Below are 22,502 nucleotides of genomic sequence, written 5' to 3'. Positions count from 1 at the left end.
GACCTGTTATTTAAGTATTACTCAACACACTGATAAATTTGCTTGATGCTGGACTCGGATTGCAATAGTTGCTGCACTAACGCTGCCACTTCGCCACGTGCAATTGAGCCATGAACCTCACCACTTTGAGACAAAACACCAAGTCCATTGCTTGGGCCATTTTTCAAGCCGCCTGGACGTAAGATAGTGTAATCCAAAGCACTGGTTTGTAGCCAAGACTCTGCCAGTGACTTTTCTCGAACCGCTCCACCAAACACCGCTTTCGCTTTATCTGATAAAAATGGCCATGTGTCTCCACAACCTAAAGACGTTACCAACACAAAGCGCTTGATGCCTTTGCTTTGCAACGCATCAATTAAGTATCGATGACCAATGTAGTCCACCGATACCTGAGCTTGAAAGCTGCCCATACTAGAGATAACCCATGCATCGTTAGGAATTTGCTCTACCGTATTCTCAACTTGTTGCGGATCGGTCGCATCACAAACTAATGTCGATACCTGAGCAAGAAACGGATTCTTGCTCGGATTACGTGCGACTCCAGTGACGTCATAGCCTAGCTCAACAAAGTGCTCAACCATAGCCGCGCCTAATCCACTCGCAGCTCCCCAAATAACCACTTTTTGCATTTTTATACACCCTTAAATGATAATGATTATATTTTACATTAAGGCAATATAAAAACGATAGCTTTTAGGCGGTTTTGTTATCAGACGAAGAATAATTTGATGTAGTCAATCAATCTTTTGAACAAGCCACCCTGCTCTACATCTTCCAATGCGACTAAAGACACTTTTTTCAATAACTTATCATTAGCGTCTAGGTAGCTAACCGTGCCGATCTCATCCCCTTTGTAGATAGGTGCTTTTAACTTACTTGGTAAATCAACCACCGCATTAATGTTTTTGCCGTTTCCTCGGCGCACAGACATGTACACATTTTCAGAAACGCCTACGCTTAGGTGATTCTCTTGCCCCATCCATATTCTTGCTGCAGCTACCTCTGAATCCACCTCATGTGGCTGTATCGTTTCGAAAAAGCGGAAGCCATAATTGAGCAAGCTTTTGCTAGCCGACGTTCGAGAGCTAGCGCTAGAAGTCCCCATCACTACCGAAATTAAACGCATGTCACCTTGAGTAGCCGTACTCACTAAGCTGTACCCTGCGCCCTTGGTATAGCCCGTTTTCATACCGTCTACGTCGATGCTGCGATCTCGAAGCAATGCATTGCGATTGTGTTGCGTGATGCCGTTATAGGTAAACGAGGTTTCACTGTACATAGGGAAAAGAGTGGGCACATCGCGAATCAACGCCTGTCCCAGTTTCGCCATATCATAAGGCGTGGTCACTTGGTCAGGATCATCCAGTCCGTGTGCGTTAGAAAAGTAGGTATTGTTCAGCTCTAGACGTCTTGCCCAGTTATTCATCAGATCCACAAAGGCACTATGAGAGCCTGCCACATGTTCTGCGATCGCGACAGAGGCATCATTACCCGATTGAATTATCAATCCACGCAGTAAATCACTAAACTGAACATTAGTGCCCACTTCAATAAACATTTTCGATGAATCTGGGAAGTTTTTCGCCCATGCTTCGCGGCTAATTCTCACATTATCCGTTTGAGAAATATTGCCTCGATTAAGCTCTTGTCCAGCGGTATAACTGGTCATCAATTTAGTTAAACTGGCAGGTTTTAGTGCAATGTGTGCACCTTTTTCAGCAATCACTTCGCCTGAGTGATAATCCAAAAGCACATAGCCTTTGGCAGGTAATGAGGGAGGATTGGGTACCGCTACTGGGGATGCAATAGTTGAAAACGAGAAAGCGGCAAGCAGTGTAAGGGTTAATCCATTCAGTCTTTTATTCATAACGTCCAAAGTAACATTGAGTTTAAGAAATAATTCGCATACAGAGATCTTTATAAATCATTGTTTTTCTCTGCAGTTCAATGCGTTAGTACAGGCTGTTTGGCAGCCCAGTTAGCATCGAATATGCATATCGAATATTACCTTGTCATTGCAACTTTTATGTACTTCTATTTAGCTCACCGAAACATTCCCTTACACAGTGGGCGTCACCTACGCCCCTTAGAAAAGAACCGTATTCCATACTGGCTTCGCCCTAATGTTACATGCTAGAAATTTTAATCAACAAAACGCGCGTTCACGTTTATAATGGGCTACCTTCTCTTACTTGATTGTTCACTTAGATGATAAAGAAATTCTTAGTTGTATTATCGATTTCTCTGCTAGCTGGCTGTACTCACAACCAAGTAAAAGCACTATCGCTCAATACCTCTTCAGTCAACACCTACCCACAAAACATGACTGATCTTCAGCTATGTGACACTTTATATTTTGGTCGCCCTTCGAACCAAACTCTGGCAGCCATCGGCAGTGAATTTAACCGCAGAAAATTGTCCAAAAGTTGGTGCTTACACGTCACCAATAGATGGTATTTGACTCGTACTTATGATTGGTTAGTTCAGCCATATCATGAGCATGAAAAAGAGCACCACAGTTAACATCAGCGGCCTTTCATATGGAAAATCATATGAACTACAGAAAAATAAAAATACAGTTACTTAATTGCTTGCGCAGAACGTGTCATTTGTTCATCTAGGTTTAGTACTGTAAGTGCATTGCTGACATTAGTCGCAATAACGTCTATTGCGCCGCTGCGCAGTGCACCCAGTAAAGCTAATGGTTTACTATTTTCAGACGCGATAGCGATGACCTCTGAGATCAATCTAAATTCTTCAATGCCGAGGCCGATTACGCGATCGCTCATTACGGTGTGAGCCACTTTACCGTTGATATCAAAAAAGTCGTAACCGGCAAAGTCGCCCACAACGCCCTGCTCTAACCTTGCTTGCGCGACTTCATTGGCGGTGAACCAGCCTAAGTCGACCATGTAGCTGTTTTCACTCATATCGCCAATGCCCACTAAAGCGACATCCGATTTTCGAGCTAAATCTAAGGTTTGTTTGATGGTGGCGTTTTGCATAAAGGCGAGCTTTTGCTCGCGGTTTTCAGCATAAGCGGGGGCATACAAGGTCTCAGATGTGCCACCATATTTTTTGGCCAGTTGGCGACAGATATGATCGGCATTAAACATGCCACCTCGTGGGTGAATACCGCCAATACTACAAACAAACTTACAATCTCGTGGGCTCACCACTCCCACATAATGAGCCACAGAAGAGACATTACGCCCTTGCCCTACACTCACCACCATTCCGCTCTTTAACGTTTGGCTAAGATAGTTAGAGACTAAACCTGCAATTAACTGCCGCTGCGCTTCTTCGTCGGATTGATCAAGGGAGATTAAGGCTCTTTTTATACCAAAGCGCTGCATAAGACGTTGCTCTATTTTGGCACTAAACACCGGGTGATACTTTACCGTGATCTCCACAATGCCTTCATCTCGAGCTTGCTTTAGCATTCTCCCCACTTTCGCTCGTGATATCGAAAACTTCTTGGAGATGTCTTCTTGAGTCGCACTGTCTTGATAATACGCGACTGAAATCTCAGTCAACAAATCACTATCTTGTTTTGAAATTTCAGAATTTGGACGATTCATAGATGCCCCTAAAAATAATAACGATAAATAAGCGAGAGAAAGACATTCAATACCCAACTAACATGATACATCCGCTCACCATAAGAACAAATGTTCACACCTTAAAAACGAGTAACAACGCTCAACTTTGTGTGAATTTGCCCTAAATGTACGCACTGCTTGCCGGTTTTTCTTTATCAAAGTAAGAAAGATGCACTTAAGTCACAATATCTTTCGTTGAAGCGTTGACTTTGTATCTAGAACGGATGAGTATAATTCTTATCAAATACTCAAGCATACGACATATGTTCTTAGAGTTAGGTTTCTCAAAGAGTTGAGCAAATGCTACCAATAATAGCGATAATAGACTCAGCAACGGATAAACCAAGATTCAATTTTAAGACTGCCACTGGCGTAATAGAGCCCATTTAAAGGACATTCGATTATGAGCAATAAGTTAGAGCAACTTCGTAAACTAACCACAGTTGTTGCAGATACTGGTGATATTGAAGCGATCAGCAAATACACCCCTGAAGACGCAACAACGAACCCTTCTCTTATCCTTAAAGCGGCGCAAATTGCAGAATATGCACCTTTGATTGACGCTTCTATCGAATACGCAAAAAATCAGAGCACTGATAAAGCACAGCAAGTACAAGACACTTGCGACATGCTTGCGGTTAACATTGGTAAAGAAATCCTAAAAGTGGTACCTGGACGCATTTCAACAGAAGTGGATGCTCGCCTTTCTTACGATACAGAAGGCAGCGTGGCGAAAGCGCGTCAACTGATCAAAATGTACAACGATGCGGGCATCAGCAATGACCGTATTTTGATCAAACTGGCTTCAACTTGGCAAGGTATCCGCGCGGCGGAAATCCTAGAAAAAGAAGGCATCAACTGTAACCTAACGCTACTGTTCTCTTTTGCTCAAGCGCGCGCATGTGCTGAAGCAAATGTCTTCCTAATCTCGCCTTTCGTTGGCCGTATTATGGATTGGTATAAAGCAAAAGAAGGCCGTGACTTCGAACCTTCTGAAGATCCTGGCGTACTGTCTGTTTCTACTATCTACAACTACTACAAAGAGCATGGCTACAAAACTGTAGTAATGGGTGCAAGCTTCCGTAATATCGGTGAGATTCTTGAACTCGCTGGCTGTGATCGTCTAACGATTAGCCCTAACCTGCTACAAGACCTAGAAGATGCGCAAGGTGACGTGGTTGAGAAACTTATCGACTCTAACGGCACTAAAGAACGTCCTGCTGCTATGACCCATTCTGAGTTCCTTTGGGAGCACAACCAAGATGCAATGGCTGTTGAGAAACTGGCAGAAGGTATCCGTAACTTTGCGGTTGACCAAGGTAAACTAGAAACCATGATTGAAGCTAAACTATAATCCACTCTTAGCGCTCAACTAAATTCAAATCATCAGGGGAACCAGTCGGTTCCCCTTTTATTTTGCTCATTCCCCCATCAGCAAAAAAGCACACTTTAAACCATCTGCAACTCACCCCAAGATGCACTATGATATCGCCAGTAGTACCAATAGGAATAAGATTGTGAATCATGAAAAAAACGGTAACGGTATAAGAAAAGCCACGCGCCAAGAGAGCGTAATGAATTCGGCTATGTGGCATCTAACTCAGCGTGACATGACCGAAAGCGAATTGCTGGCAAAACTGCGTATCAAGACCGACAATCAACAGTGGATTGATAGCACAATAGAGAGTTTGCGTGGTTTTGGTTACCTAAAATCGGATGCGGTATTTGCCGAACAGTTTGCTGAGCAATCATTTAGCAATGAATACGCCTCTAAATACATTATCGAGAAACTCAAAAAGAAAGGTATACCGGAAAATGTCATTTTAGAAGCCATTGATAAGGTTAAGCTGCAACGTAATATTGATGAGCAAACACTGGCTATCGAACGCATCAATAGCCAATATCACGACTTTACCATCAGCCGAGAAAAACTGGTTTCCGCCTTACAAAAACGCGGCTTTTCCTATCAGCATATTCAAGTGGCAATCAATCAACACCCACAGAGCCATCAACTACAAAGCAATTTAGAAATCAAAGCAGCCAAAGCCGATTTAGAAAAAGAAGTGCTTAAATATGTGCGTAAAGGCAAAGGGCTCACCGTGATTCGCCAAGAGCTCAAAATGCGAAAAATAGACATTAGCGACCTTGATAGTTTTATTGAGAAAGCCTGCTACGACGGCACTATTGATTTCTATGGTTCATGTTTAGAGCAACTACAAAAAAAATCCTACGACTTAAATGACTTCAAAGAAAAAAGCAAAGCTTATGCCATGCTGATGCGCAAAGGCTTTTCCAGTGAAGAGATTAAGTTTGCCTTAAGTGAAGGAAAAGACTAAATCATTTATCGGTCTAACAAATGAGTATGGCCCACGAACATACGAGGTTGTTGATTCAACCAATCACTCTATAATAGTGCAAACATTGACAATTTTTGGTTGAATATATGCTTCTCAATGATCTGCACGTGATCTTAAAAGTGGCTGAATTACGCAGCATTACCGCAGCAGCAAATAGCTTAGACATGCAAATTGCGACAGCCAGTGCGGCCATTAAACGAGTAGAGAAATCTCTCGGAATAGAACTGTTTATTCGCACGACTCGTCAACTCAGGTTATCTCCCGCCGGCGAACGCTACATGCCTCAGTGCCAACAAGCGCTAACTCTACTAGAGAGTGCCAAATTAAATTTACAAGCCGATCATGAAGTATTAAGCGGTGAAATCCGCATTGCCCTATCATCGGACTTAGGGCGTAATGTGATTACCCCTTGGATTGACGCACTTCTTTTAGATCATCCCGAAGTAAAGTTACGCAGTAATATCAGTGACAGCAACATCGATTTTTATCGAGATTCAGTGGATATGGCACTTCGCTATGGTTGCCCAACCGATGCCAGTATGTACGGTTTTAAAATCTGTACTGTGCCTCGTCTTGTCTGCGCCTCTCCAGACTATCTCGCTCAGCATGGCATCCCAGCAGATCTAAACGACTTAAAACAGCACAACGGACTTTTCTATCAACTCGCTGATATCGTGCAAAATGACTGGCAATTCACCCAAAATGGGCAAAACGTTAAAGTAAAACTCTCCGGGAATCGCGCGTCTAATGATGGCGATCTGGTGAGACGTTGGTGCGTGTCAGGACAAGGCTTTGCCATTAAGTCTTGCCTTGATATGGCCGACGACTTATTGAAAGGAAACGTCATTGATATACTACCCAGCTATCAACCCAAGGCAACAGAGTTATGGCTGGTCTGCCCAAGCCGGCAATCCATTACCCCCACAGTGCGGTTGCTGCGAGACTATTTTAGAGAAAAGACTCAACAAGTATTACAGCGCTTAGTCAAGCAAGGTATATTAGATAAAAGTAACATCGACGAGTGATACTGTTACCCATATCATCAATATGTTTCGTCATTTCATAATACTGATAGAATCGTGCATTAGTCTGCTTAATACTCAGCTCAATTACGCTACAATACCGTTGAAATGCATCTTGTTTGCTACTTTTAGCCCGATAATTGGGCTAAAATTATCAGGCTGTTAGGCATTTTTGACCATTTTTTTAAAACTTTGAACTTAGACGGTATTTCTTACAAATCTAAGATTGATTAAATTTGGTCAGGCGTATATCCTCACAGTCTATATAATCATACAATAGTATATTTTGGAGTTAGACATGACTAAACCTGTAATTGGTTTCATCGGCCTTGGCCTTATGGGCGGCAACATGGTTGAAAACCTACAAACACGCGGTTACCAAGTAAACGTAATGGATCTTAACCAAGACGCAGTTGATGCTGTTCTTGCTCGTGGTAACGCTACACAGTTTACTTCAGCTAAAGAACTAGCAGCAGCAAGTGACGTTGTAGAGCTTTGCCTTACAACTTCAGCAGTTGTTGAAAAAATCGTTTACGGTGAAGACGGTCTACTAGCAGGTATCAAAGAAGGCGCTACTCTTATCGACTTCGGTACTTCTATCCCAGCTTCTACTAAGAAAATCGGTGCTGATCTAGCAACTAAAGGCGCAGGCATGATCGATGCTCCTCTAGGTCGTACTCCTGCACACGCTAAAGATGGTCTACTAAACATCATGGCTGCTGGCGACATCGATACTTTCAACAAAGTTAAGCCTCTTCTAGACGAGCAAGGTGAAAACGTATTCCACCTAGGTACTCTAGGTTCAGGTCACGTAACTAAACTAGTTAACAACTTCATGGGTATGACTACTGTTGCGACTATGTCTCAAGCATTCGCAGTAGCTAAACTTGCTGGTGTTGATGGCCAACAACTGTTTGACATCATGTCAGCGGGTCCATCTAACTCTCCATTCATGCAGTTCTGTAAATTCTACGCTGTAGACGGCGAAGAAAAATTAGGTTTCTCTGTTGCTAACGCAAACAAAGACCTTGGTTACTTCCTAGCACTTTGTGAAGAGCTTGGTACTGAGTCTCTAATCGCTCAAGGTACTTCTACTAGCCTACAAGCTGCTGTTGATGCAGGCATGGGTAACAACGACGTACCAGTAATCTTCGACTACTTCACTAACCTTAAGAAGTAATTTGAAGATAAAACCTTAACGGTTTTACATCATTTAGCCCAGTGCTTCTTTGAAGCGCTGGGCTTTTTTATTATGTGTACTTCTCTATAGCACAAAACTGTACTCAGTATTCAGAACTGCCTCTAGCCCACGACGAACCCTGCATCGCTTCCTTTAGCCTATCGCTAAAACACCTTTTCAAAGCCCTAACTAATAACCCCGTTGCTTCCAAAACTGAGCTTGATCACGACCCACAACGTTAAAGGTTTTCTCGGCGATGGTCTTACCTTGCATTTGCAACTCCATACGCCATTCGCCTAAATTACTTTCCAAACCGTCCACCGGATGTAGCAGTTGTACTGTGTCTCCTAAATAGAAGTCCCAATCGTTACTGCGTACATAAATCTCTCCATCAAATGGCGCTAATACAACACCTTTCTTATTGATGATACCTGGATGATAAATGCAGTAATTCAGCAAGCTTCCTTTGGCTTTTTTAATATTAACGATAAAACCAAATTCCACCCCTTCTTCGGCGGTCACTGTATTGGTGAACTGAGTAATTTTAGGCAGTTCTTTGGAACTGGCATCCCAATGAGAATAGGTGCCGTATGAGGTTATTTCGACGATAGGTGTGCGTTTAGCCAAGGTTTTGTCTCGAATAAAAAGAGCAGTATACCAAGCAGTGTCATTGAGTGGTTATAAATAGCGAAGGAAAAAGGCTTACAGTGCAGGTTTATAAATATTGTCAGGGCTATATAGGGCTAGAAGTAGCGTTAAATTTTGTTACTGAGCGCTTACCGATACTTAAATAAAAAAAGCCCCTTCTAACAATAGAAGGGGCTAAGTTAACGTAAATTAATTTTTACTAAAAAGAGTTACTTACTTTGCATTAACACGGTTGATAATACGAACTTCATCGAAGTAAGCTTTTGAGTCAGATGCTGGTGTACCTTGGTACGTTAGAGCAAACTCATCAATACGAACTTCTAGCTCTTTATCACTTTCTACTAGCGCTTCTAGCTCAGCTTGAGTGTAAGTCTCAGTGTCAATTTCCATGTAAGCAAAGACTTCAACGTCTGTGTTTGTGCCACTGTTAAAGTCAACAGTCACTTGCTTAAAGCAATCTTTAACACTACCTTCAGGTGCGTCACCTAGGTCTTTAACATGTGCACGTGCTTCAGCAATTACCAGACCGTCACTGTCTTTAACACCGTAGTGTAGAGTAGATGCAGAGTCATCGCCTTTGTTGTCACAGTAGTACAAGCTGTATGTCATATCTGTATTTGCTGGAATACTTGATACTTCTTGGCTTAGACCTGGAGCAGAAGTGAAGTCGTATACGTCTTCACCAGACTTAAAGCGAACGCGAGCTGAACCGCTTGAACCACCTTCGTCAGTAAATGCTGAATCGCCAGAGCTACCTACATCACCTAGACCTTCGCTGCTGCCTTCTCTTGAAACCCAAACGTCACTGCTACCACCGTCAGAACGCCATTGACCTAGGTCACCATCAACAATGCCGGCATCTAATGTCACTTCGTCAGCAAGTGCTAGAGATAGGTTCGCTGAAGTTTCAGAGCCTGTTGTGAACTCATGAATAACCAATTGGTAATCACTATCAGAAGCATCGCCATCAAAGCTGTGCTCACCTACAGTAATGTTGTATTTACCTTTAACAAAAGCAGATACAGCGTGAGTTGTGTTCGGTAGAAGTGTTACTGTTTGTGATGCACTTTGGTCACTACCTTCAACTACTAGGCTTGAACCGTAGCTGAATGTATCAACATTCGTCGTTGATGCGTTGCCAGACCAACCTTCAGTACCTTCAGCAAATGCGTAGTTTTCAATGGCTACTTCGTTGATGATAGCTGCAGGCTTCTCAAAGTCGTAAGATTGTGGACCTACATCTGCGTAAGTCAGAGGCTCAAGCAATGGTGTTCCATCTGTAATGTCATCCGCACCCGCTAGAGTCGCTTCGTTACGTGTAAGGCCATCCATATCCGTAGTAACGGCTGCAAATTCACCTTTATCGTATTCAGTCGCATCGATATTTGAAGACTCTGAAGGACGATATAGACCGTCAATTCCTTTCTCTAGATCAACACTAGCAGTAGAACCTGAAACGTTGTCAGTATCAGCAAATGAATCACCATTTACGATGTTACCTACAACAACAGAGTCACTTGCCCAACCGCGATCAGTGCCTACGTATACTGGACCGATAGCTTGGTCAACGATGTTGTTCGCGAAGTAGATTTGGTTAGGTTGATCAGACTTACCGCCGCCATCAATATTGATACTGTTAACACTGTCTACGACTGTGTTAAATGCAACATGCACGTTTTCTAGTTGTTGGTAGCCATTGCCACCATCGCCAGAACCGTCACCACCTAGCAGAACAATACCACCATGGTGAGTCGATGACTTATAACGAGCACCTTCGACATAGTTATTAGCCACAATATGGCCATCATCAACCAGTCTTAGACCACCAGCGTAAGGGTTACCATCACCAAAAACGAAGTTATTAGAAATGTTGTTATGGTTACCGTGACGGTTTGTGATTGAACCGTAGCTGTTACGTACTGTGTTTTGTGCGATTACGTTGTTTGATGCTTTGTTTGAAATAACTTCCGCTTCACCTTGAATACGCTCAAATAAGTTACCCACGATAAATGAGTTACCTGCGTAGTGGTGAGTTTCACTTAGACCAGTACGAATTGCTTCGTAGTCATTGTCACTGCTGCCCGCGTACAATTTACCGTTTGTTGGTGGACGGTTTGCAAAGTAGTTAGCATAAACAGTGGTGTATTCAGCTAGGCCACCATTGCCTTCATCCATTAGACCACTTTCACGTAGCAAGGAAACCATTGGGTTACCCGTTGTTTTACCACTGAAAATGTTGTGATCAAGCCAGTTATGTTGACCGTATAGTGCAATCCAAACACCGTTATCTGAACTATCACTAGTTAAGTTTTGGTCGCCATCAACATTAAGGAATACGTTTTCCGTAATACGACAGTGGTTACACATCTCAGTTGAGCCAAAACGAGTCTCTAGTAGCTTGCTGCTTGAACTCTCAGGACCATCGAAAACAAGGCCGTGTAGTTGAACGTGCTCGCCGCCCATCACAACTTTAGCTTCACCAGTGATGATTACTTGACCAGGAGTCACAGCACGAACTTTGATTGGCGCTTCTTCAGTACCAATACCACCAAACTTAAGGTTTGCTTCGGTATAAGTGCCATCTTCGATACAAATTACAGTGCCGGCCGCTAGTGCCGTTTCGCTCATATCAATTTCTGAAACTGTTTCAGTACACTCAGCAGGATCAGAACTCAGTAGCGTTTTAACACCTTCTGGCATTGCAGAAACAGAAGGAACATCAGATTCAACTGGGTCTACTGGATCAACCGGGTCTGCTGGGTCAACTGGGTCTACCGGGTCTGCTGGATCAACTGGGTCTACTGGATCAACCGGGTCAACAGGATTAGCAGGTTCAATAGGTGTTGCTGGAATTGATGTATCAGGCTGATTATCAGAATCAGGAGTGTCGTTGCTGGTATTTGAGTCATTACAACCGACTAATGCTAGCCCAATTAATATGGCCAAAATATTCTTGTTCATGTTTCCTCTCTACGGTAAGTAGTTATATTTTGTGAATACATGTTATTAGATATTTCAGAAACACCAAGAGATCGAGATCGCATTTGTCATACATGAATATTATATGACCCACATTAACAACATGTTACAAAGCAACATACCCCTTTAAAAACAATAACTTACAAAACAACAAAACAAAGACCAATTGATTTCATGAATAATCAAAAGCATGACGAACCTCACTATTTATTCTAAAAAAAAATAAAAGAATTTTATAAAAAGTAAGAAAAAACAAAGTGATTACGAAAAATCAATTTTATTTACAAAACCCCACACTGAAATAATATTCATCACTGTGAATTTTTAGTCGTCGATATTTTGGGTTTAACTTAAGTGTATAAAGAAGAGAGCACACCCACGCAGTTAATGAATACTAGTCTTATTTCATACTCAGCTTGATTCGTATTATTAAGCATTAGGTAAGTAAAGATGACTGGTTAAAACTCGTATCGCATCACAACGATAAAAAAAGAAAATAGACATTCTAACCAATGCAAACTCATTCACTTTTATCACCTCTAATCACTTTAAACTTATCTTTATTTCACATGGGAAAATAAATAATTGAGCGAAAAGATACTATTGTATTACTTTATATTTGAGAGCTCTTTTGACACCTAAAAGCCAATAAATACTGGTATGCCTTGTTTGCTACAGGGCTAAATTCTTGTTAGATCACATTCTGAGTCTATTTTATGACCAATACCCCATTTCTTATAAAATCAACTTTAAACTTCATTTTGTTACGGATAACATTTCTCTCGTAAGGCATTTTAAAACTGTTTTTCAATTATTAAATTTCAATATCTATATGATATTAATTTCAGATTTTACTTGTTGTAAGGAATATAAAAGTGCATTTTTTCTCTACTACAGTTGATAAAATCACTAAATTACTAGGTGGGTTTCTTGTTGTTTTGATGTGGTTAATAGTGACTACAGTAGTATGGCAAGTGTTCACCCGTTTTTTCACTGATTCACCATCAACTTTCACTGATGAACTATCAAGATATCTTTTAATATGGATTGGTGTCTTAGGGGGAGCATATACATACTCTCTAAGAAGACATTTAGCGATAGAATTATTAATTACCAAGGTTAAAAGCAAGAATGCCCTAAGCATTATAATCAGCCTAATGGTACTTGTATTTTCTAGCTTAGTTCTAGTATATGGTGGTTCTAGTGTGGTGCTTAGAACCCTTCAATATAATCAAGTTTCGCCCACATTAAGCTTATTTGGTACTAACCTTCCTATGGGATATATATACTTAGCAGCACCTATTTCTGGTGTGCTAATAAACTTATTTGCTATTAATGACATTTTAAAATATTCAAATGACATTTACACCTCTAGAAAGGGAGCATAAGCGATGACATTACTAGATCTAATGTTTACTGATCACTACCTTTCAATAATGCCCGACTCTATTTATTACTTATTGCCAGTTGTAGTACTGTTTGGTTCATTATTCATTTTTTTAATGATTGGAATGCCTATTGCATTTAGTATCGGTCTTTCTTCATTACTGACTATATTTTTAAACTTCCCAATTGATAAATCGGCAAGCTTGGCTTCCCAACAATTACTACGGGGGTTGGATAACTTTGGGCTATTAGCTCTCCCCTTCTTTATATTTGCCGGGAATCTCATGAACTCTGGTGGTATAGCTAAGCGACTGATTAACTTTGCTATGTTACTAGGTGGCCGTTTACCTGGCGCTCTATGTCACGTCAATGTAATTGCTAATATGATGTTCGGTTCGTTATCTGGCTCAGCAACAGCATCGGCTGCTGCGGTTGGCGGATTGATGGGTGAGTTACAGAATGAGAAAAAATACCCTAAGGATTTCTCAAGTGCAGTTAACATTGCTTCTTGTCCTTCAGGTCTACTCATACCGCCTTCAAATGTATTGATTCTTTACGCATTAGTAAGCGGAACATCCGTACAGTACTTATTTTTAGCCGGTTACTTCCCTGGAATTTTAATGGGACTGGCAGTAATGGCTGGAGTATTTCTTTTTGGTAAAAAATATAACGTTCCTCAAGAAACAGTTAAATTAGATAAACCTGCGTTTAAAGTCATCATAGAAGCGATTCCTAGTCTATTTATGGTCGTTCTAATTATGAGTGGCATTGTAGGTGGCGTATTTACCGCTACTGAAGCTTCAGCAATCGCGGTTGTCTATAGTTTAGTCCTAGGTTTTATTTATAAAGAACTAAAACTGAAAAACTTAACACCTATTGTTATTGATAGTGTCATTATTACATCAATCGTACTATTGATGATTGCAACATCAAGTTCAATGTCTTGGGCAATGTCTAATGCAGATATCCCTCAGTATATTGCAGAGTTCATACTTAATATTTCTGATAATCCAATTATCATTTTAATTTCAATGAACTTGATATTCCTTGTTGTTGGTACATTTATGGATATGTCACCAGCGATATTAATCTTCACACCGATTTTGTTACCGATCGGCGTCTATTTAGGAATGGACCCAATACACTTCGGTATCATGATGGTATTTAATTTATCTATTGGCATCTGTACTCCCCCTGTCGGCACTGCATTATTTGTAGGCTGTAGTATTGCGAATAGAAAAATAGGCGATGTTGTACCAAAACTACTGCCAATTTATGGACTGATTATATTGGCGTTAATTATTGTTACAGCATTTCCAAATCTGACCATGTGGCTACCTAAACTAGCTGGCTATTAAATAGAAAACTAAATAAAGGATACAAAATGAAAATAATAAACTTAAAGACTTTATTGGCCTGTACAGGGTTAGCAATGCTAACGCTTTCATTCAATGCTTCAGCTAGAATGCAAAAACTGGCTCATGCTATGCCACTGGAGCACCCTGTACATAAATCTCTAACGTGGTTTTCAAAAGAAGTGTCTAAAAGAACCCACATGCGAGTTAAAGTTTATCCTAACTTGACCTTAGGTAACGAAGAGTCAACGTTACAAATGGTACAAAATGGCACACTCGCTTTTGCCAAAGTAGGCGGTGGATTAGCTGCGTCTTTCTCACCAGAATATAAAGTACTCTCTTTACCTTACTTATATAAAGATGAAGCGGATTCTAAACGTATTCTTCGTGGTCCTGTTGGCGATAAAATACTGCAATCTTCAGAAAAAGATGGCTTTATTGGCCTAGCGTTTTTATCTAGCGGCTCTCGTGGTTTCTATACAAAAACAAAAATCACAAAGCCAGAAGATCTTAAAGGTCTAAAAATTCGTGTACAAAACTCTCCAATCGATATCGATACAATGAAAGCATTAGGCGTAAGCCCTGTGCCAATTTCATCAGGAGAAGTTTACTCAGCACTACAACAAGGTGTAGTAGATGGAGCTGAAAACAATATTCCAACTTACTTCTCTACTCGCCAATATGAAGTTGCAAAATATTACACATTAGACCAACACACTATGATTCCTGATCTACTGGTTGTTTCTACTGAAATTTGGAATGGTCTATCAAAAGAAGATCAAGCGACTATTCGTCAAATCGCAAAAGAAAGCTTGGATGTTCAAGACAAATATTGGGATGAATACACTGAGCACGCAAAATCTGAGATCATTAAAAATGGCGGCGAAATCGTAGAAGTTGATGTTTCTGCATTCCAGAAGAAAGTATCCAGTGTTTACGACAAGTTCAGAAAAGAGAATCCATCTTTAGTTGAGACTCTTGACGCACTACAAAGCTACTAACCTTGTCATAAAACAGCACCTTTCTATCACATCGAATAAGTGATCAGAAATCGTACTGAAAATATGCTCGATAACAAAACCGAATTTTTAGATAGGTAGTTCATCTACAATCATGAATTCTAAACTTGTTATCGAGCATTTGTACTCCAAAGTATTTTGCTAGCATAACGTTGCGAACGCTGAAGCTAACAGCCCTTCTCTGGTAATCCCCCCTCTAACCTCGCTTCATTTTCCATCCAATATCCTTATTACCTACTCACACTAGCCTCAACGTCTAGTCGTATATTATTTATCGAACAATTGAATCGAACATATGGGGTTAAATGATAGGTAAAGGGAGCAGCCCACTTATATGGAATTAAAGAAATTACTCATTGCCTAATATGAGAAGCTTGCTAGAGTGGATACTAGAACCATTACAATATCACCCTAGCAATCGCTAATGAACGAAATAACACGAGAGTGAATATGTCGAGAAAACTTATCCAATTTCTTATTGTGTCGCTGATCACAACCATTGTGATTACTGTGGTTGTGTCGATAAATATTGGCAAAAAACAATTCCAACAAACGACCTTCGTCACCTCACCTTTAGGAAGTGAAACTCCCGCAGATATTGGGCTTAAGTATGAGAATATTGATCTCACTGTCGGCGAGCGTGTACTAAAAGCTTGGTACGTTCCTGCCGAGAATGAAACAGGATCGGTCTTGGTGTTTCATGGACAAAACGAATCTATATCTAATTGGATCTCCGCTATCCAACGTTTAAATGCTCAAGGATTATCTGTTTTCGTTTTTGATTACAGTGGCTTTGGTGCAAGTCAAGGAACACCGTCAGTCGAAGCATTACGTGAAGATGCGCTTGCTGCCTATACTGAGTTTAAATCGCGAGTCAGCTCCGCTCCCTCTTACCTTCTTGGGTATTCATTAGGTACCGGTATTCTGATTGATGCACTTAATCACCACAGTGAAATGACAGCAGATGGCATTATTCTCGCCAGTCCATTTTCATCAATTCGAGACATAGCCATTGAAAGTGGCTCAGTATTACCCATATTTTCCTTCGTTGTACCTGATGCTTACAATAGCGTAGAAGGTATTGCGTCGATACAAATGCCTATTCGTATCGTGCACAGTGAAACAGATGGCCGCTTCCCTGTATGGATGGCTCAAAAAGTGACTAACGCTGCCCCTAATGCCAGCCTAGTGGTTGTTCCAACACCTACGCATTCAGACTTTTTAGCCAGTCCTGAAGAGCTTAAAGGCGCTGGGCAACAGTTCTGGAATGGCGTGTTAGAACCTATGACCTCTCATTAATTACCACTTATATCATATCAATGTCATGTGTTTTAAAACTAATCAAACTTCGCTCAGTTTGAACTTTTAAAACACGGCATTGATATATAATAAAGACGTTAACGTTACATGACTCCATTGATATAAATAAGCTCTAATACGCTTGTTTATCGGCTATATCCATCACAGCATCACTTACTCTAGTCACACTAAGAATATGCCACTTTCTACATATTGATATAACTAAGTGCTTATTTCTCTTGCCCCTTCAATAATCATCCCTTTGTTGTCTATCGATTAAATACTTATTAAGCAAACAAGATTAACTAATGCATAACTACTCAAGAATGGAAAGCGCTACTTCGTTCTCGTGAGTGAACTATTTGTCGAAGACAAACAACTACCTATGAACAAAAACAACCTAAACCACTGATATTAATTGATTTTATTTCAATTACTCGACGACGATCACGATTTTCAGACATCCACACGCGTAAACATATCAATTGTAAATCTCTATAAACATAATGCCAGTGCAATAACATGCACGAAACAGAATTTATATGTTTTGATATTAATGTAGTTGTATACACAGGAAGTATTCATAAAAACATCATCATTCAACATATAACGGTAATGCTCATTCAGTATTATCGAACGCACTGTTTTCTTTTGACGCACTACCCCTCTTTTAGTCTTAAAGAAACAATATTTAATTCTCAAATGTTGTTTTTTAAAGGCTATTTAACGGTTTATCTAACTCAATTAAAGGAAATGGAATAATGAGTGAAACTACGTCAAAATTTAATCGTAGGGATTTTTTAAAAGGTAGTGCTGGTGTTGCTGTTGCGGGACTAGGAACTTCTCTTTTCTCAACAAGTGCTGCGGCAAAACAACCGACTTTCTCTCCTGGTAACTCTTCAAATAAAAACTTCTGGAAGAAAGTTCAACAGCAATTCTCTTTAGCTAAAGGCAATGTGTACATGAACATTGGTACTACTGGCTCAATGCCAACCAGTGTACAACAAGCTTATGCTGAAAATACTGAACTCGTTGCCACTTACCCTTGGGACATGCAAAACAAATTTGGTAGCTGGCCGTACATGAGCCAAATGGCAGCAGATATTGCTCCGGGCTTTGGCGCTGATGAAAATGAAATCGTCTTAAGCCGAAATACTACCGATGGCATGGTTTCTATTCTTAGCGGACTCGACTTCCAAAAAGACGACATCATCATTACTACTCATCATGAACATATCGGTGGACGCTCACCACTGTTCAGTGCTGCTGACCGCGTAGGCGCTAAAGTTGTTTTTGTTGAAATCCCTGTTTATACCGGTAAGAAAAAACTGAAGAAACAAGACTTCGTCAATGTGTTTGCTGATGCGATTAAAGAGCACAACGCCAATGGCAACGTTCGCTTGGTGATGTTCTCTCATATTACTTACGTAACGGGTACTTTACTTCCAGCAAAAGAAATCTGTGCATTAGCACGCGACCATGGCATCCCGACTTTAGTCGACGCTGCTCATACCATCGGCATGATGAATGTTGATCTACATGATATGGACTGTGATTTTTACGCAGGATCGGGTCATAAGTGGCAATGTGGTCCTGGTGCAACCGGTATCTTGTATGTTCGTCAAGAAGCTGAGCGTTTAATTCGTTTTTGGCCAGCCGATCGCCGTCCTTTCTACTTTGTTAACTCATCACTCGGTGAAGATGGTTACCAAACAATGAACTTCGTAACCAGAATGCAGTACATTGGTAACGACAACTACCCTGCGAAACAAGCATTAGCGGATACTTGTAAGCTGTGGGATGAAATTGGCCGAGATAAAATTGAAGAGCGTATTTTAGATCTTAGCGCTTTATGTAAAGAAGAGCTGAGCAAACAGCTACCTAACGGAACTTTCTTCTGTCCACCTGAGCGTGAATTGTCCAGTGGTTTGACTTCATTCAACCCATTTTCTGATGATCTGTCTAACAGCTCACGTCTTACTGAATTCCGTGATCTTCTTCGTGAAGAGTATGGTTATACTATCCGTACAACGAACTTCTCGATACATTTAGACGATACTGAGGCCACTTATGCATTGCGTATCTCTACTCACTTGTTCCATGATGAAGATGATGTAACAGGTTTAGTAAAAGCAATGGCTCATTTGTACAAGCGAATGGCTTAGTAATCGGCTTATGCCCTAGGGCTTACTACAGTAAGCCCTATTTATTATTTCAAGGATGAAGACAATGCTCAAAGCAAGAACCTTATTACGACTTATCAAGAGTCTGAGTATCGCTCTGTTATTTATAGTTAAACCAACTTATGCCTACGACTTAGACGAGGTCAAAGAAGCGGGCGTGATTCGACATATTGGTATTCCATACGCTAACTTCGTTAATTATATCAACACCGATGGTCCTTATACTGCGCAAGGCTTAGATATTGAGTTAATACAAGGGTTTGCAGCTTATTTAGGTGTTGAGTATCAATTTGTTCCAAGCACCTGGAACAGCGCCTTTGGTGCTCTGACAGGCACAGAGGCTATCTATAAAGACAACGTGATCCAGCATGGTAAAGCCGTTCCAATTACTGGCGACGTCATAGCTAATGGCGCGACTATTCTTCCTTGGAGAGAGCAGTTATTAGATTTTTCTGATGATTACTTTCCTTCAGCCGTTTGGTTAATCTCCCGTGTAGACTCTACATTACAACCTATTACCCCAAGTGGCTCGCTAGACAAAGACATCAACACCGTTAAGGAGCTCCTTCGCGGGCATGATGTGTTGGCAATGGAACAAACTTGTTTAGACCCGAACTTGTATGACCTATACAAAACAGGGGCCACTATTATACTTCCTGAGAAAGCGCGTAAATTAAACGAAATGGTGCCAGCAATACTAAATAACGACGCTGATAACACCCTACTGGATGTTCCTGATACTCTTATTGCATTAGAAAAATGGCCAGGAGAAATCAAAGTCATCGGGCCGATATCAGAAGAGCAGTTTATGGCTGCAGGATTTAGAAAAGATTCACCAAAATTACGCGCTGCATTTAATGACTACTTAAGAGACATTAAACGTAATGGTACTTATAACCATTTAGTTGAGAAGTATTATCCTTCTGTATTCTATTATTACAGTGACTATTTTGAGGCGCATAAAAGCAACGATACATGAAAATGAAGCTCAGACTTAATCGCCGCAATGCCATTCTTATGGGGGGGGTTCTTTTAGGAGCCTACCTACTATTAATGATCATTGTCACCAATGCAGGACAAAATCGCCTCAAAGAATCACAACTCAATGAGCTGAACTTAAACGTTAAAATTTACTCTGAGTCCATTGGGTATTTTTTCGAAACCGCGAGTAGAGAAATTGGCGAGGTGGCACAGCATAAAGCCACCTACACCTTTTTTGCCAATCTAGCATCAGGAATGTCGATGCAGTATGGGTTGGGCTCAAGCCTGCTGCAGTTGCGTCGCAACTTAATTCAGCATACCAGCCCCGATCATCGCCAACATGAAAATGCTAAATTTAATCGGATGTTGCTGGTCGGTTTCAACTCAAATATTATCGCAGATTCACACCCAAAACTGAGATTTGATATCAACAGCATTCCATTTCAAAAGATGCAAAACGTTGATCATAAAATTGATATTCTGGTCAAAGATAACCACATCGTTATTCGAGCACTACAGAATGTTTACCTCAATGGGGAAGTGGTTGGCATTTTAGTGGGTGAAATCAAAAATGACACCATCATCAACTTGCTCACAACGCAGGAATATCAGCTCAGTAATAGTCGGCTTTCACTCTCTACAAGCCAAGGGTCACTGCCAATTTGGGACACCTTTGATTCCAAAGCAAGCCATCACCTAAATACCTTATACTTTAACCAAAGTATCGCCAACACCCCTTTTAGTCTGAACGCTTGGTTTGCCCCAATATCAGAAAGCCAAATAATCACCTCCACTTGGTTTACTATCGCTCTGTCTTTCTTAGCTGTGCCGGTTATTTTTGGCTTGTATTACTCGTTAAAAATTAACAACACCAACCTAGTACTTACCACTAAGATTGAGGAAACTCATAATCAACAAACTGTATTAACTCGACAGAATCATCGCCTAAAAACTGAAATAGACCGGCGTAAAATGTTTGAAAAAGAACTCGCTTATCAAGCCAGTCACGATATTTTAACCGGGCTTTCTAATCGAAAATCAGGCGACGAAAAGCTCAGGCACGCTTTGCTACAAGCAAAACGAGATGATGTTAATGTCCTTGTCATGTTTATTGATCTTGATGACTTTAAACAAATAAATGATACCTTGGGCCACTTAGCCGGTGACAAATTACTGATACAAACAGCAAAGCGCTTACGCCAGTCGGTTCGCAAAACGGATGTTGTCGCACGCATTGGTGGAGATGAGTTTTTACTGGTTATTCCGAATTTGCACTCAGAAAAAGAAGCTCAGACCTTAGCGTCTAAACTTTTAGCTATTTTTGAGCAACCTTTCCAACTGAATGAAAGCCAATTTTTCATTTCCACCAGCATAGGAATGTCCATCTACCCTCAAGATGGAGAAACAACCGAAGAGCTCATGGCTCATGCTGATATTGCAATGTATCGAGTAAAAAAAGAAGGTCGAAATGGCTTTAGCTTCTATGAAGCAAGCATGAATACCGATGTACAAAGAAACTTAGATATTGATGCTCAGCTACGCCAAGCCATTAATCAAAATAAATTAGAAGTGTATTATCAGCCGATTATTAACCTAGAAAATAATCAAATTACTGGCGCAGAAGCATTAATGCGCTGGAAAGATGATAAGTTAGGGTTTGTACCGCCGGATGAATTTATTCCCATTGCAGAAAGAAATGGGCTTATCCATAAGTTGGGGCATATGGCCTTAGATACTGCATGTCATCAAGCCAAGAAGTGGCAAGAAATTCAACCACTGACCATTGCCGTAAACTTTTCAGCGGCTCAATTTAGACAGCAAGATGCACTCATAGAGAGTATTTTAACCGTGCTCAATAACTCAGGATTAGATCCCTGTTTGCTGGATATTGAAATCACAGAGAGTTTACTCTTTAGCAATAACATCGAAACTGTGCAGATCTTAGAAGAGATCAAACGGATAGGCGCACATTTTTCTATTGATGATTTCGGCACTGGATACTCAGCGCTGAGTTATCTACAAAAATTCCCATTTAGCAAGCTCAAAATAGACCGCTCATTTTTGCAGGATATGGAGGCTAATCCCTCTTCGCAAGAACTCGTTAATGCCATTATTGCAATGGCGAAAGCTCTTGGGCTGAAAGTCGTTGCTGAAGGTGTTGAAACACAATGGGATCAAGACTATTTGAAAACACAAAATTGTGAATACGCACAGGGCTACTACTACAGTAAAGCGCTGTCTACAGAAGATTTTGAAGCATTATTACTACAGCATAATAAGGATGTTATCTAAGCCAAGTTAGCATGCTGATAAATCAAAAATCTTATTTATTTACAGGGCATTAGACGCTTTAACGCACTAATGCCCATCATAGCTTACTCTGTTAACTATTTAGTCCCTGACTTCCTTTCTTATCCAAATACCTACGCTTTCTTTTCTTATACCAATCACACTAAGTAAATGCTCAGAAATAGCGTAGGAAAGAGACTTG

Annotated in this window: 17 protein-coding genes; 12 read left to right on the top strand and 5 right to left on the bottom strand. The window is 40.7% G+C overall.

Annotation, left to right across the window (positions count from 1 at the left end):
* Nucleotides 1-17 precede the first annotated feature (17 nt).
* Both VEZ01S_RS10840 and VEZ01S_RS10835 read right to left on the bottom strand, forming a co-directional pair.
* Nucleotides 18-629, bottom strand: a complete 612-nt coding sequence (locus tag VEZ01S_RS10840) for an SDR family NAD(P)-dependent oxidoreductase (protein WP_021714087.1) — start codon at nucleotides 627-629, stop codon at nucleotides 18-20.
* 80 nt (nucleotides 630-709) lie between these two features.
* Nucleotides 710-1,867, bottom strand: a complete 1,158-nt coding sequence (locus VEZ01S_RS10835; RefSeq protein ID WP_021714086.1) for a D-alanyl-D-alanine carboxypeptidase family protein — start codon at nucleotides 1,865-1,867, stop codon at nucleotides 710-712.
* A gap of 341 nt (nucleotides 1,868-2,208) precedes the next feature.
* Here VEZ01S_RS10835 and VEZ01S_RS10830 point away from each other — a divergent pair, with 341 nt between their 5' ends.
* Entirely contained in the window at nucleotides 2,209-2,523 is a 315-nt protein-coding gene (locus VEZ01S_RS10830) for a hypothetical protein (RefSeq protein ID WP_119005716.1), read from the top strand.
* A gap of 56 nt (nucleotides 2,524-2,579) precedes the next feature.
* Here the strand turns inward: VEZ01S_RS10830 and VEZ01S_RS10825 are convergent, their stop codons facing one another.
* Nucleotides 2,580-3,581, bottom strand: coding sequence for a sugar-binding transcriptional regulator (locus tag VEZ01S_RS10825; protein WP_021714085.1), 1,002 nt, complete (start codon nucleotides 3,579-3,581; stop codon nucleotides 2,580-2,582).
* 424 nt (nucleotides 3,582-4,005) lie between these two features.
* Here VEZ01S_RS10825 and tal point away from each other — a divergent pair, with 424 nt between their 5' ends.
* From tal to VEZ01S_RS10805, 4 genes are all read left to right on the top strand, one after another.
* A complete protein-coding gene (gene tal / locus VEZ01S_RS10820) occupies nucleotides 4,006-4,956 on the top strand; it encodes a transaldolase (protein ID WP_021714084.1) in 951 nt (316 codons plus the stop codon).
* A gap of 220 nt (nucleotides 4,957-5,176) precedes the next feature.
* A complete protein-coding gene (locus VEZ01S_RS10815) occupies nucleotides 5,177-5,938 on the top strand; it encodes a RecX family transcriptional regulator (RefSeq protein WP_052032220.1) in 762 nt (253 codons plus the stop codon).
* A gap of 107 nt (nucleotides 5,939-6,045) precedes the next feature.
* Complete coding sequence (locus VEZ01S_RS10810; protein ID WP_040890766.1) at nucleotides 6,046-6,984, top strand: LysR family transcriptional regulator; 939 nt, start codon at nucleotides 6,046-6,048, stop codon at nucleotides 6,982-6,984.
* A gap of 295 nt (nucleotides 6,985-7,279) precedes the next feature.
* Nucleotides 7,280-8,161, top strand: coding sequence for an NAD(P)-dependent oxidoreductase (locus VEZ01S_RS10805; RefSeq protein WP_021714081.1), 882 nt, complete (start codon nucleotides 7,280-7,282; stop codon nucleotides 8,159-8,161).
* A gap of 189 nt (nucleotides 8,162-8,350) precedes the next feature.
* On the opposite strand, the gene VEZ01S_RS10800 is transcribed toward VEZ01S_RS10805, so the two are convergent.
* Both VEZ01S_RS10800 and VEZ01S_RS10795 read right to left on the bottom strand, forming a co-directional pair.
* A complete protein-coding gene (locus tag VEZ01S_RS10800; RefSeq protein ID WP_021714080.1) occupies nucleotides 8,351-8,788 on the bottom strand; it encodes a DUF3859 domain-containing protein in 438 nt (145 codons plus the stop codon).
* Between the two features lie 234 nt (nucleotides 8,789-9,022).
* Nucleotides 9,023-11,770: a polysaccharide lyase 6 family protein gene (locus VEZ01S_RS10795; RefSeq protein WP_021714079.1), complete on the bottom strand. Its 2,748-nt coding sequence runs from the start codon at nucleotides 11,768-11,770 to the stop codon at nucleotides 9,023-9,025.
* An 893-nt stretch (nucleotides 11,771-12,663) separates the two neighbouring features.
* Here VEZ01S_RS10795 and VEZ01S_RS10790 point away from each other — a divergent pair.
* The 7 genes from VEZ01S_RS10790 to VEZ01S_RS10760 all read left to right on the top strand — a co-directional run bounded on the left by VEZ01S_RS10790 (nucleotide 12,664) and on the right by VEZ01S_RS10760 (nucleotide 22,303).
* Nucleotides 12,664-13,176 (top strand): TRAP transporter small permease, encoded by a 513-nt coding sequence (locus tag VEZ01S_RS10790; protein WP_040890764.1) that lies wholly within the window; start codon nucleotides 12,664-12,666, stop codon nucleotides 13,174-13,176.
* Between the two features lie 48 nt (nucleotides 13,177-13,224).
* Nucleotides 13,225-14,532, top strand: coding sequence for a TRAP transporter large permease (locus VEZ01S_RS10785; protein ID WP_040890770.1), 1,308 nt, complete (start codon nucleotides 13,225-13,227; stop codon nucleotides 14,530-14,532).
* Nucleotides 14,533-14,558: 26 nt separating this feature from the next.
* Nucleotides 14,559-15,530: a TRAP transporter substrate-binding protein gene (locus tag VEZ01S_RS10780; protein WP_021714077.1), complete on the top strand. Its 972-nt coding sequence runs from the start codon at nucleotides 14,559-14,561 to the stop codon at nucleotides 15,528-15,530.
* Between the two features lie 468 nt (nucleotides 15,531-15,998).
* Complete coding sequence (locus VEZ01S_RS10775; protein WP_021714076.1) at nucleotides 15,999-16,847, top strand: alpha/beta hydrolase; 849 nt, start codon at nucleotides 15,999-16,001, stop codon at nucleotides 16,845-16,847.
* Between the two features lie 761 nt (nucleotides 16,848-17,608).
* Nucleotides 17,609-19,012 carry an aminotransferase class V-fold PLP-dependent enzyme gene (locus tag VEZ01S_RS10770; protein ID WP_021714075.1) on the top strand — a complete coding sequence of 468 codons (1,404 nt, stop codon included), beginning with the start codon at nucleotides 17,609-17,611 and terminating at the stop codon, nucleotides 19,010-19,012.
* A gap of 64 nt (nucleotides 19,013-19,076) precedes the next feature.
* The gene (locus VEZ01S_RS10765; protein WP_021714074.1) at nucleotides 19,077-20,009 is read left to right on the top strand and encodes a transporter substrate-binding domain-containing protein; all 933 of its coding nucleotides are present in this window, start codon (nucleotides 19,077-19,079) and stop codon (nucleotides 20,007-20,009) included.
* A gap of 2 nt (nucleotides 20,010-20,011) precedes the next feature.
* Complete coding sequence (locus tag VEZ01S_RS10760) at nucleotides 20,012-22,303, top strand: putative bifunctional diguanylate cyclase/phosphodiesterase (RefSeq protein WP_235868508.1); 2,292 nt, start codon at nucleotides 20,012-20,014, stop codon at nucleotides 22,301-22,303.
* The last annotated feature ends 199 nt before the right edge of the window (nucleotides 22,304-22,502 follow it).

Origin of the sequence: Vibrio ezurae NBRC 102218 (assembly GCF_000467185.1) — a bacterium.
GTDB classification, from domain to species: Bacteria; Pseudomonadota; Gammaproteobacteria; order Enterobacterales; family Vibrionaceae; genus Vibrio; species Vibrio ezurae.
The sequence above is the reverse complement of the archived record's forward strand: the minus strand, read 5'-3'. Positions and strand labels throughout refer to the sequence as shown.

Excerpts from the sequence above, each read along its gene's own strand:
- VEZ01S_RS10830 (WP_119005716.1), top strand. The coding sequence starts at position 2,209 with ATGATAAAGAAATTCTTAGTTGTATTATCGATTTCTCTGCTAGCTGGC.
- VEZ01S_RS10775 (WP_021714076.1), top strand. The coding sequence starts at position 15,999 with ATGTCGAGAAAACTTATCCAATTTCTTATTGTGTCGCTGATCACAACC.
- VEZ01S_RS10815 (WP_052032220.1), top strand. The coding sequence starts at position 5,177 with ATGAATTCGGCTATGTGGCATCTAACTCAGCGTGACATGACCGAAAGC.
- VEZ01S_RS10785 (WP_040890770.1), top strand. The coding sequence starts at position 13,225 with ATGCCCGACTCTATTTATTACTTATTGCCAGTTGTAGTACTGTTTGGT.
- VEZ01S_RS10840 (WP_021714087.1), bottom strand. The coding sequence starts at position 629 with ATGCAAAAAGTGGTTATTTGGGGAGCTGCGAGTGGATTAGGCGCGGCT.
- tal (WP_021714084.1), top strand. The coding sequence starts at position 4,006 with ATGAGCAATAAGTTAGAGCAACTTCGTAAACTAACCACAGTTGTTGCA.
- VEZ01S_RS10760 (WP_235868508.1), top strand. The coding sequence starts at position 20,012 with ATGAAGCTCAGACTTAATCGCCGCAATGCCATTCTTATGGGGGGGGTT.
- VEZ01S_RS10770 (WP_021714075.1), top strand. The coding sequence starts at position 17,609 with ATGAGTGAAACTACGTCAAAATTTAATCGTAGGGATTTTTTAAAAGGT.
- VEZ01S_RS10835 (WP_021714086.1), bottom strand. The coding sequence starts at position 1,867 with ATGAATAAAAGACTGAATGGATTAACCCTTACACTGCTTGCCGCTTTC.
- VEZ01S_RS10765 (WP_021714074.1), top strand. The coding sequence starts at position 19,077 with ATGCTCAAAGCAAGAACCTTATTACGACTTATCAAGAGTCTGAGTATC.
- VEZ01S_RS10780 (WP_021714077.1), top strand. The coding sequence starts at position 14,559 with ATGAAAATAATAAACTTAAAGACTTTATTGGCCTGTACAGGGTTAGCA.
- VEZ01S_RS10805 (WP_021714081.1), top strand. The coding sequence starts at position 7,280 with ATGACTAAACCTGTAATTGGTTTCATCGGCCTTGGCCTTATGGGCGGC.
- VEZ01S_RS10795 (WP_021714079.1), bottom strand. The coding sequence starts at position 11,770 with ATGAACAAGAATATTTTGGCCATATTAATTGGGCTAGCATTAGTCGGT.
- VEZ01S_RS10810 (WP_040890766.1), top strand. The coding sequence starts at position 6,046 with ATGCTTCTCAATGATCTGCACGTGATCTTAAAAGTGGCTGAATTACGC.
- VEZ01S_RS10825 (WP_021714085.1), bottom strand. The coding sequence starts at position 3,581 with ATGAATCGTCCAAATTCTGAAATTTCAAAACAAGATAGTGATTTGTTG.